The organism is Achromobacter sp. UBA5777, assembly GCF_002418565.1.
In the GTDB taxonomy this organism is placed as follows: Bacteria; Pseudomonadota; Gammaproteobacteria; order Burkholderiales; family Burkholderiaceae_B; genus Achromobacter; species Achromobacter animicus.
In genome coordinates this window covers 1-5,303 of sequence record NZ_DIEJ01000107.1, presented here as the reverse complement: position 1 = coordinate 5,303, position 5,303 = coordinate 1, and the positions used below count along the sequence as shown (strand labels likewise).

The window sequence follows — 5,303 nt, the reverse complement described above, 5'->3', positions numbered from 1 at the left end:
GTGTCGGTGCGCCGCGGGTCGACCACGATCACCTTCATGTGCGGCCGGCTGGCCCGCGCGGCTTCCAGCCGGCGAAATAGCACGGGATGCGCGTAGGCCATGTTGGAACCGGCGATCAGCACAGTATTGGCCAGCTCCAGGTCTTCGTAGCAGGCGGGCGGCGCGTCCGCGCCCAGCGTGCGCTTGTAGCCCGACACCGCGCTCGACATGCACAGGCGCGAATTGGTGTCGATGTTGTTCGTGCCCGCCAGCGCGCGCGCCAGCTTGTTGAAGACGGCATAGTCTTCGGTCAGCAACTGGCCCGACAGATAAAAGCCCACAGCATCCGGGCCGTGCCGGGTAATCGCGTCGGCCAGCCGGTCCGCGGCGATGTCCAGCGCCTGCGCCAGCGCGACATCCTCAAGGGGCTGATCGCGCGCCGAACGCCATTGCGCCGACAACACGCGCGCGTTATCGCGCCGCACGGTGTCGGCCAGCGCCAGACCTTTGCTGCACAAGCGGCCGCGATTGGCCGGATGCGACTCGTCGCCGCGCACCCCAACGACCGCATCATCGCGCACCTGCACGCGCACCCCGCAGCCGGTGCCGCAGTAACAGCAGACCGACGCGACGTCGCGCGCCGCTTCGTTAACGATTTCAATCCGTCGCGCCATCGGCATGTCCATGTCCTACTCCGCCCCCGCTTCGCCCAGCATGAGCCGGTCGCGCAGCGCGCCGATGCCGACACCTTCGCGGATCAGCCGCATGTACCAGGCGCTGTCCGCCGTGTCGCCGTACAGGCAGGCGCCGACCAGGCGGTCGTCGCGAATAACCAGTTTCTTGTAGACGCCGCCCGGCATATCGGCCAGCGTGATCGTCTCGGTCTGCGCGCCGCCCGCGAAGTTGCCTGCGGAGAAAAGGTCGATGCCGGTCACCTTGAGTTTCGTCGACGTGACGCTGCCCTCGTAGCGGCCGATGCCGAGCAGCGCAAGATGATTGGCCGCAACCTTGGCCTGCTCGAACAGCGGCGCGACCAGCCCGTAGGCCGTGCCGCGGTGGCTGACGCATTCCCCCACCGCATAGATGCGCGGATCGAACGTCTGCAAGGTGTCGCTCACCACCACACCCCGATCCACATGCAGTCCGCAGCGTTGGGCCAGTTCGGTGTTCGGCCGCACACCGGCAGCCATCACGACCAGGTCGGCGGGAACTTCCGCGCCGTCCGCAAAGCGCACCGCGCGCACGCGCCCGTCCGTGCCGCCCAGGATCGACGCCGTCTGGTGCTGGAGCAAAAACGTCAGCCCCCGCGCTTCCAGGCTTTCGCGCAGCAGCGCGGCAGCCTCGCCATCCAGTTGGCGGTCCAGCAGCACCGCGCCCAGGTGCACCACCGACACGGTCATGCCGCGCGCCGCCAAGCCGTTGGCGGCTTCCAGGCCCAGCAGTCCGCCGCCAATCACCACCGCGTGCCGGTAGCGCGTGGCGGCGTCGATCATGTGATTGACGTCGCCGATGTCGCGAAACGCCACCACGCCGTCCAGGTCATGACCCGGCACCGGCAGGATGAAAGGCGTAGACCCGGTTGCCAACAGCAGCCTGTCGTAAGGCGTACGAGAACCGTCGTCGGCCTGCACCGTGCGCCGCGCGCGATCGATATCCGTCACCGTGCGGCCCCGCAGCAGCCGGATGCCGTGGCGCGCATACCAATCCTCGTCGTTCAGCACGATGTCCTGCAGCGTGCGCTCGCCGGTCAGCACGGGCGACAGCAGGATGCGGTTGTAGTTGGTGTGAGGCTCGGCGCCGAACACCGTGATGTCGTAGAGATCCGGCGCGAGCTTGAGCAGCTCCTCCACGGTGCGAATGCCGGCCATCCCGTTGCCGACCACGACCAGCTTCTGCCTGGCTTGCATGACGGACCTCCTACGCGGCGGCGCGTGCCGCAGCCTCTTCCAACGGCGCGGGCACAACCGACAGCGCCGCATTGGCCTGCGCCGCAGCCTGCGAACGTTCGGGATTACCGTGCCGGCGATGCAGAAAGTCCACCACCCCCGCGCGGCACGCGAGATACGTCGGATCGTTGGCCAGCCGCACGCGGTCGCGCGGGCGGGACAGCGGCACCGGCAGGATCTCCCCGATGGTCGCGGCCGGACCGTTGGTCAGCATCACGATGCGGTCCGACAGCAGCACGGCTTCGTCCACGTCGTGGGTGACCATGATGGTGGTCGTGCGCGTCTTGGCCACGATCTTGAGCAACTCGTCCTGCAGATGCGCGCGGGTCAGCGCGTCCAACGCGCCAAACGGTTCGTCCATCAGCAGCACGCCCGGCTCGATCGCCAGCGCGCGCGCGATGCCCACACGCTGTTTCATGCCGCCGGAGATCTCGCGCGGCAGCTTGTTCTGCGCCGGCAGCAGGCCCACGAGATCCAGCGCGGCGCGCGTGCGCTCGGCCAGCTGGGCGCGTTTTTCCGTGGCGCCGAATACCCGCTCGACCGCCAGGTGCACGTTCTGGAAACACGTCAACCACGGCAGCAAAGAATGGTTCTGGAACACCACCGCGCGGTCGGGACCCGGGCCGGTGATCTCGCGTTCGGCGCACAGCAGCACGCCGCTCGTCGGCCGGGTCAGCCCGGCGATCAGGTTGAGCAAGGTGGACTTGCCGCAGCCAGAGTGGCCGATCAGCGTGATGAACTCGCCCTGCTCGACCGTCAGGTCGATATCGCGCAGCGCCACGAAGGCGCCCTTGCGGGTGTCGAAGGTCTGACCCACGCGTTCGATGCGTACGAATTTCTTCATGGCGCTATTCCTCGGTATAGGTGAAACGGCGGGCCAGCGCGACCAGCAGGGTTTCCAGCAGCAGCCCCACGATGCCGATCACGAAAATGGCGATGACGATGTGCTCGACCTTCAGATTGTTCCATTCGTCCCACAGCCAGAACCCGATGCCCGTGCCGCCCGTCAGCATCTCGGCGGCCACGATCACCAGCCAGGCAGTGCCGATCGACAACCGCACGCCGGTCAGCATGTAGGGCAGCACCGCAGGCAGCAGCACCTTGGTCGTCACCTTCCATTCGGACAGGTTCAACACGCGCGCCACGTTCAGGTAGTCCTGCGGCACCCGCGAGACGCCCACCGCGGTGTTGATGATCATCGGCCAGATCGAACAGATGAAGATGGCCCAGATCGCGGCCGGATTGGCCGCCTTGAACAGCAGCAGCCCCAGCGGCAGCCACGCCAGCGGCGACACCGGCCGCAAGAGGCTGACGATGGGCGAGAACATGGCGCGCACGGCGGCGTAGCGGCCGATCGCAAAACCTACGGGGATGCCGACCAGCGCGGCCAGGCCAAAGCCGATCGCCACGCGTTCCAGCGAAGCCAGCAGGTTCCAGCCGATGCCCTTGTCGTTGGGGCCGTTGTCGTAGAACGGGTCCGAGAAAAGCTCGACGGCCGCATGCCAGGTGGCGCCCGGCGTCGGGATCTCCGGTATGCGCATCGCCACCACCTGCCAGACCAGCACGAAGAGCGCAAAGCCGGCGACCGGCCCCACGACCGCCTTCAGCGCGGATTCCAGGCGTTCCCGCCACAACGCGGCGAATGCGTCGCCGCGGGTTGTAATCGTTACGGTAGACATTGCGAGTCCCCTTTGGTGGCGGCCATCAGACCTTGACCTTGAAACCGTCGGCATACGCCGCCGGATTGCTGCCGTCCCAGACCACACCGTCGATCAGCTTGGACGTACGCGTTTCGCTGGCGGGCAGTGCCACGCCCGCAGCCTGTGCGGCCTGCTTGTAGACGTCGACGCGATTGATCTGGGTGGCGATCGCCTGGTAGTCCGGATGCTCTTTCAGCAGGCCCCAGCGCTTGTGCTGCGTCAGGAACCACATACCGTCGCTCAAGTACGGAAAATTGGCGGCGCCGTCCGCATAGAAGCGCATGGCGTGCGCGTCCGACCACTTCTTGCCCAAGCCATCGTCGTACTGCCCCAACATGCGGTCCACGATGACGCTCGCGTCCGTATTGACGTAGGACTTGGCGGCGATGGTCTCGGCCGTCTTGCGGCGGTTCTCGGGCGACGCGTCGATCCACTTCCCCGCTTCCAGGATCGCGGCGGTGACCGCGCGCGCGGTATTGGGATTGCGGTTCACGAAGTCGGCGCTGGCGCCCAGGACCTTCTCGGGGTGGTCGGTCCAGATGCCCTGCGACGTCACCGTGGTGAATCCGATCTTGTCCATGATGGCGCGCGCCCCCCAGGGCTCGCCCACGCAGTAGCCGTCCATGTTGCCCACGCGCATGTTCGCCACCATCTGCGGCGGCGGCACGGTGATCACCTTGGCGTCCTTCATGGGGTTGATGCCATGCGCGGCCAGCCAGTAATACAGCCACATCGCGTGCGTGCCGGTCGGAAAGGTCTGCGCGAAGGTGTATTCACGCTTGTCGGCCGCCATCAGCTTGGCCAGCGATTCGCCATCGCGCGCGCCCGCTTCCAGCAGCTTGTTCGAAAGCGTGATCGCCTGACCGTTCTGGTTCAGGCTCATCAGCACGGCCATGTCCTTCTTCGGACCGCCGATGCCCATGTGCACGCCGTAGACCAGGCCGTACAGCACGTGCGCCATGTCCAGTTCGCCGTTCATGAGCTTGTCGCGCACGGCGGCCCAAGAGGCTTCCTTTGACGGCGTGATTTTGACCCCGTACTTCTTGTCGATGCCCAGCACCGACGCCATCACCACGGACGCGCAGTCGGTCAGCGGAATGAAGCCGATCTTGACCTCGGTCTTTTCCGGCGCGTCCGTCCCGGCGGCCCATGCGCCGGCGCGCACCAGCGGATCGACCAGCGAAAGCAGGCCGGCGCCAGCCACTGCGCGCGCCGTTCCGCCCAGCCATCTGCGGCGGCTGGCGTTGGCGNNGGAAAAATGGCGGCAAAAAAAAACGTCCCGCGCGCCACGGATCTGGATCCGATGGCGCAGCGGAACGTCGTTGTCCCTGGCCGCGTGTCGCGGCGCGTTGCGTTGGGCGACCGCCGTTGGCCGCCCCGTTTTCACTTAAGCAATCGCTGTGCCAGTTTTTCCCGGAAAGATGCCAACCGCCCTGCGGGCCGCGCGGGCGCTGGCGCTGCGGCGATTTCGCGGCGTCAGCGCCGTGCTGCCGTGAATCAGGGGCGGAGCCATATTGGTGCGCAGAGCGATGCCGCAGCGCACCATCGCTGTGCGGCGCGCGCCCCGCCACCGTGCTCAGGCACCCGCCGCCGCGTGCGGCAACCATGGCATGGAACTTGCATCAGCAAGCAGACAGGGGGTGTTTCATGCTGAAGGTCATGCTGCTCAACGATGGCC

Annotated in this window: 4 protein-coding genes and 1 pseudogene; all 5 read right to left on the bottom strand. The window is 66.8% G+C overall.

Annotated elements, in window-relative coordinates; genetic code table 11:
* The coding region (locus B3446_RS07990; RefSeq protein ID WP_291379542.1) for a molybdopterin-dependent oxidoreductase at positions 1-665 on the bottom strand (665 nt) is incomplete at its 3' end.
* 18 nt (positions 666-683) lie between these two features.
* Positions 684-1,886, bottom strand: a pseudogene (locus B3446_RS07985) (NAD(P)/FAD-dependent oxidoreductase); the annotation flags it as partial.
* A 10-nt stretch (positions 1,887-1,896) separates the two neighbouring features.
* Positions 1,897-2,769, bottom strand: coding sequence for an ABC transporter ATP-binding protein (locus B3446_RS07980; protein ID WP_291379537.1), 873 nt, complete (start codon positions 2,767-2,769; stop codon positions 1,897-1,899).
* A 4-nt stretch (positions 2,770-2,773) separates the two neighbouring features.
* Positions 2,774-3,604: a nitrate ABC transporter permease gene (ntrB, locus tag B3446_RS07975; protein ID WP_291379535.1), complete on the bottom strand. Its 831-nt coding sequence runs from the start codon at positions 3,602-3,604 to the stop codon at positions 2,774-2,776.
* Between the two features lie 25 nt (positions 3,605-3,629).
* Positions 3,630-4,850 carry a CmpA/NrtA family ABC transporter substrate-binding protein gene (locus B3446_RS07970; RefSeq protein ID WP_291379544.1) on the bottom strand — a complete coding sequence of 407 codons (1,221 nt, stop codon included), beginning with the start codon at positions 4,848-4,850 and terminating at the stop codon, positions 3,630-3,632.
* Positions 4,851-5,303: the final 453 nt, after the last annotated feature.

What these genes read in the sequence shown, in the direction of transcription:
- ntrB (WP_291379535.1), bottom strand. Translation starts at nt 3,604, where the DNA reads ATGTCTACCGTAACGATTACAACCCGCGGCGACGCATTCGCCGCGTTG.
- B3446_RS07980 (WP_291379537.1), bottom strand. Translation starts at nt 2,769, where the DNA reads ATGAAGAAATTCGTACGCATCGAACGCGTGGGTCAGACCTTCGACACC.